The following is a 4,789-nucleotide window of genomic DNA, read 5'->3' as shown; positions in this document are numbered from 1 at the left end:
GCGACGCCGAGCGGGGGCGCCGGGCCCGTCAGGCGGGGCGCGGAAAGCGCGCGCTGAAGATCCTCGGCATCGGCATGTCGGTGCTCATCCTGGTCACGGCCGGTGCGGGCTGGTGGTTCTACGAGCACCTGAACGGCAACATCCACAGCGTCTCGCTCGACGGCAAGGGCGGCACCGAGAAGGCCGACGCCTTCGGCCGCACCCCGATCAACATCCTGGTCATGGGCTCGGACGGGCGTACCAGCGCGGCGGACTGCAAGCTGGGCGGCGGCTGTTCGCAGACGGGTGTGCAGTCCGGCAACGGGAACGCGGACGTGGAGATGGTGGTGCACCTGTCCGCGGACCGCTCCAACGCCACGGTGATGAGCATTCCCCGCGACACCATGACCCAGGTGCCCGCCTGTAAGGATTCCACCTCTGGGCAGTCGACGTCCGGCTACTACGGCATGATCAACAGTGCTCTGTCGTACGGCCCGGCCTGCCAGGTGGCCACCGTCCACCAGCTCACCGGCATCCCGATCGACCACTTCGTCAAGCTCGACTTCTCCGGCGTGGTCAGCATGTCCGACGCCGTCGGCGGCGTGGACGTGTGTGTCAGCGACAACGTCTACGACACCTACTCGCACCTGAAACTTTCCAAGGGCATCCACACCCTCAAAGGCGTCGGAGCCCTGGAGTTCGTCCGCTCCCGCCACGGCTTCGGCGACGGCAGCGACCTCGGTCGCACGGTCTCGCAGCACCTATTCCTCGGCGCGATGATCCGCAAGTTCAAGAGCGCCGGCACCCTCACCGACCCCACCGCGGTCTACGGCCTCGCCGACGCCGCCACCAAGGCGCTGACCGTGGATGACGGCCTGGGATCGGTGAAGAAACTGATCGGGCTCGCGTCGGACGTGAACAAGGTCCCGGCCGAGCGGATGACGTTCACGACGATGCAGACGGCTCCCGATCCGAACAACAGCGACCGTGTGGTCGTGGGGGCGGGCGCCAAGTCCCTGTTCTCCACCATCGCCAACGACCAGTCGCTGACGACAGATTCGGGAAAGAAGGCCGATGCGGCCTCGGCCGCCGCCAAGCCCACCGCCGCCGCTTCGGCCGTACCCGCGTCCCAGATCGCCGTGACGGTCGGGAACGGCACCACGGTCACCGGCCGCGCCGCGGACATCGCGACCGCCCTGACCGCCCAGGGTTTCGGTTCCGCCACGGTCACGCACGGCACCCCGAGCTCCGCGACGACCACGCTCACCTACGGCACCGGCCAGAAAGCAGAGGCGCAGACGGTCGCCAAGGCGCTCGGCCTGTCCTCCTCGCATCTGCAGCAGGGCACCGGGACGGGCCTGACCCTGGTGATCGGCGCCGACTGGCCCAGCGGGACCAGCTTCCCGGGCGGCGGCTCCTCGCCCGCGCCGGCCGACACCCACGCCGCCGTCTCCAACGCCAACGCCTCCACCGCCGACCAGGCCAAGACCTGCGCCAAGGTCAGCACCTACAAGACGGTCAACCTCAACGGCGTCCCCATGACGCCGTCCCAGGCGTACGTGGCGGCGCACGGCATTCCCGACTCCGACGCCTGAAAACGGTCGGCGCGCGATGCGCTGTGGTCCGTGGAGAGGTCACAGAGCGTGAGGTCTGGTGGCAGTGCTGAAGAGTTTACGGATGCGTCGGTTGCGTCATCCTTCCTGGTAAGACATCGGCATGGCTGCCCCTGAGACCGGCCTGGAGACCCGATGCGGGAACCTGCAGCTCACCCCGTCCGCGCATTGCGACGACTGCACCTGCTCGGCGCTGTTCCCGCCCCCATTGGGCGACGCATCCCGGTCGGCCCGGAGATCGGAGTCGGCGCCAAACCCTACAGGTCGATTTATCTCGTATCGTCACCGTCCGGCACCGTATGACAAGTTCGAGCAGAGGCTGTCGTCCGCGGAACGGGCGTCGCCCGTGACCGAGGAGGGGACGCCGGTCGGTGCCGCCGCGGCGGCATCGGCCAGGTAGGAGGCGCCGACGACCACGTTGACGGCGGGGGCTGCGATGGGTTGGAGGGTCGCGCCGGGGAACAGCTTGGCGACTGTCTCGGTCTGGGCCTTGAGGCCGGTGCCGTACTGGATGACGGTGGCGGTGTGCTGCCGGTTGGCGGCGTTGCCGGTGCTCGTGACCATGAATCCGTGTTGGCTGAGCGTCGCCGCGGCCGTGGCGGCCAGGCCGCTGGCGGTGGTGCCGTTGTAGACGGCGACGGCGATGCCTTTCCCGGAGACGATCCGGCTCGGGCTAGGACTCGGCGTGGTGGAGGCGGAGGACTTGGCGGGGTCCTTCTCGCCGCCGGCGTTCTTGCCGTCGATGGTGCGGTCGGCCTGGAGCGCGGCCCACAGCCGGGAGGCGTCGGGCTCCACGATCGCGACGCGTGAGCCCTGATAGCGCCAGGGCATGGTCACGAACTTGGTGTTGTGCAGGTCGACGTCCTTCAGGTTCATCGCGAAGGAGAGCAGCCTGCTCGCGCTGCCCAGCCCAGGGTCCACGGTCATGGACTCGGTGGCGGCGTCGGCGAGCGGCAGCAGCTTGGTCGGGGTGAACCCGTCGTCCTTGATCTGCTTGAGGAGGCTGGAGACGAAAGCCTGCTGGCGTTTGATCCGTCCGATGTCGGAGCCGTCACCGATGCCGTGCCGGATGCGGACGTAGTCGAGGGCCTTCTGCCCCGAGACGGTCTGCTCGCCCTTGTTGAAGATCAGGGCGCCCCTGGTGGTGCGGCGGGGGTTGAGGTCTCGCTGGTAGATGTCCTGCGGCAGGCACACCCTCACACCGCCGACCGCGTCCGTCAGGGCCGCGAAGCCTTTGAAGTCGACGACGACAGTGTGGTGGACACGCAGTCCGGTGAGCGCCTCGACCGTGTTCTGGGTGCAGGCCGGGTTGCCCTTCTCCGAGTGGCCGACCGAGAAGGCCGAGTTGAACACGGTGTTGGTCCGTGCCTGCGTCCAGCTTCCGTCGGGGAGTTTGCACGGCGGGACGGTGACGAGCGTGTCGCGGGGCATCGAGACGGCGATGGCGTGCCGGTGGTCCGCGTAGACGTGCAGCAGGAACGCGGTGTCGGAGCGGCCGACGTCGTCCTTGCTGCCGCCCCCGAGAGCGCTGTTGCCGTCGTTGCGTGCGTCAGAGCCGATGACCAGCACGTTCTCACCCTGGGAGGAACCAGGGCGGTTCCTGGCCAGTCCGTCTCCGTCGAACGTGTTGATGTCGCCGTTCAGCTTCAGATAGATCCACCCCAGGCCGGACAGGCCGAGCATGACCACCGAGAGCGCGATCAGGAGGGCCGTCCTGAGCGGGCTGCGCCTGCTGCCTCGCCTCGCCCGGCTGCCGCGCGCCGTTCGGCGGCGGTGGCCGCCGGGCGGCGTTCGACTGCCGTTGGTGGTCATCGATGCGCCCTTTTGGCTCGTACAAAGGGGGCGACTGCCCCCGGCTTACAGTTGTACAGTTGCGCAATGTAGCAATAAAGGCACATGGTGCGCCGCCGCTCCTGGCCCGTGCCGCTGTCCGGCGAGAAGGAGGGGTGGGCGGGATGTTCCGCGACGGGCTGCAGCCCTGGCAGATGCTGATCTTGGCGATTGCCATCATCCTGCTGTTCGGCCCGAAGAAGCTCCCCGAGATCGCCCGCGCGCTGGGCAAGTCCCTGGGCATCCCCAAGAGCCAGGCCAAGGCAATGAAAGGGGAGAGCGCCCAGCCGTCGTCCGCCGCGGCGGACGCTGAAGCGGCCACCGAGCCGAGGCTTCGGATCATCCGGTCCGCGCCCGGAGAAACCGGGGCCGCCCGACCGGCGGGGGAGAAGCGCTCAGGCCGCTGACGCCCTGTGTGTCACGGGCTGGCTATGTCAAAGCCGTACCGCAGCGGTTCGCCGGTCACGCCGTAATCCCTGCGACAGACGAACACGCCCTCCGCCCGCACGCCCGGTGGCGCGGTGCCGACCGCGCAGGGGTGCGTCACCTGGATCACTCGCGGCCGATCGGAAACCCGCATCCGCAAGCCGTCCCCCGGCCCGCCGTCGAGCACGGCGGTCTTCCAGAGTGTGTCCGTCGTTTCCACGGCGACAGTTTAAAGGTTGCGCAAGTCTGTAGGGGTTGAACTCGGGATCTTGCTTTCGTCTGACGTCTCAGGTGGCATCGGGGGCGAACGCCGGGCCGATGCCCGCTCTGGCTGCGTGGTCTTCGCCAGGGACACGCGCACCGTATCGTGCGTGCCCGCCCGGGTTACGTGGCGTGATTCTCACCGGCCCCGCCCCGATTCAAGATGACGCCCGAGATGCCCGGCAGGTGACGCCTAGACTGGTGGCCGCACGTGCGACGACCTGGTGGACGAGTGGCGAAAGGGAGGGGACCGTGGCGCAGATCGCCGGCGGCTTCGAGGATCCGTCGGCCGAGGTGCTCGCGGAGGCGGCCGCCGCCTTCGGGCTGCTGGCCGCGGCGCCGCGGCTGCACATCATGTGGGCGCTGGCCCAGGGCGAGAGCGACGTGAGCGCGCTCGCGGACCGGGTCGGCGGGGCGCTGCCCGCCGTCAGCCAGCACCTGTCCAAGCTGAAGCTCGCGGGACTCGTCCGCTCCCGCCGGGAGGGCCGGCGGCAGATCTACTACGTCGGCGACCCCGATGTCGTCACGGTCGTCCGCGTGCTGGTCGGCCAGCTGTCCCAGCGCGCCGGTGGGTCGCTCGCGCCGCTCGCCGGGTTGCAGGGGACCGGTGCCTAGGAGCGCCCCGGCCTGGGGAGAGGGCGCCGAGGCGCCGGTCGCCGGGGTGTTCACCGGCGAACACC

5 protein-coding genes are annotated in these 4,789 nt (G+C 69.3%); 3 read left to right on the top strand and 2 right to left on the bottom strand.

The window, feature by feature from the left end; genetic code table 11:
* Positions 1 to 1,574: LCP family protein (locus ACWEN3_RS41630; RefSeq protein WP_452982486.1), on the top strand; the 1,574-nt coding region annotated here is incomplete at its 5' end.
* A gap of 300 nt (positions 1,575 to 1,874) precedes the next feature.
* On the opposite strand, the gene ACWEN3_RS41625 is transcribed toward ACWEN3_RS41630, so the two are convergent.
* A complete protein-coding gene (locus ACWEN3_RS41625) occupies positions 1,875 to 3,404 on the bottom strand; it encodes an LCP family protein (RefSeq protein ID WP_452982483.1) in 1,530 nt (509 codons plus the stop codon).
* A gap of 143 nt (positions 3,405 to 3,547) precedes the next feature.
* Here ACWEN3_RS41625 and ACWEN3_RS41620 point away from each other — a divergent pair, with 143 nt between their 5' ends.
* Entirely contained in the window at positions 3,548 to 3,829 is a 282-nt protein-coding gene (locus ACWEN3_RS41620) for a twin-arginine translocase TatA/TatE family subunit (RefSeq protein WP_452982480.1), read from the top strand.
* Between the two features lie 11 nt (positions 3,830 to 3,840).
* Here the strand turns inward: ACWEN3_RS41620 and ACWEN3_RS41615 are convergent, their stop codons facing one another.
* Positions 3,841 to 4,068, bottom strand: coding sequence for a hypothetical protein (locus ACWEN3_RS41615; protein WP_452982477.1), 228 nt, complete (start codon positions 4,066 to 4,068; stop codon positions 3,841 to 3,843).
* A gap of 293 nt (positions 4,069 to 4,361) precedes the next feature.
* Here ACWEN3_RS41615 and ACWEN3_RS41610 point away from each other — a divergent pair, with 293 nt between their 5' ends.
* Positions 4,362 to 4,724: an ArsR/SmtB family transcription factor gene (locus tag ACWEN3_RS41610; protein WP_452982474.1), complete on the top strand. Its 363-nt coding sequence runs from the start codon at positions 4,362 to 4,364 to the stop codon at positions 4,722 to 4,724.
* The last annotated feature ends 65 nt before the right edge of the window (positions 4,725 to 4,789 follow it).

This window comes from Streptomyces sp. NPDC004561 (genome assembly GCF_053602155.1).
This window is presented reverse-complemented; position numbering and strand designations above follow the sequence as displayed.

Coding starts and splice junctions, on each gene's coding strand:
- ACWEN3_RS41625 (WP_452982483.1), bottom strand. CDS start 3,404: ATGACCACCAACGGCAGTCGAACGCCGCCCGGCGGCCACCGCCGCCGA.
- ACWEN3_RS41620 (WP_452982480.1), top strand. CDS start 3,548: ATGTTCCGCGACGGGCTGCAGCCCTGGCAGATGCTGATCTTGGCGATT.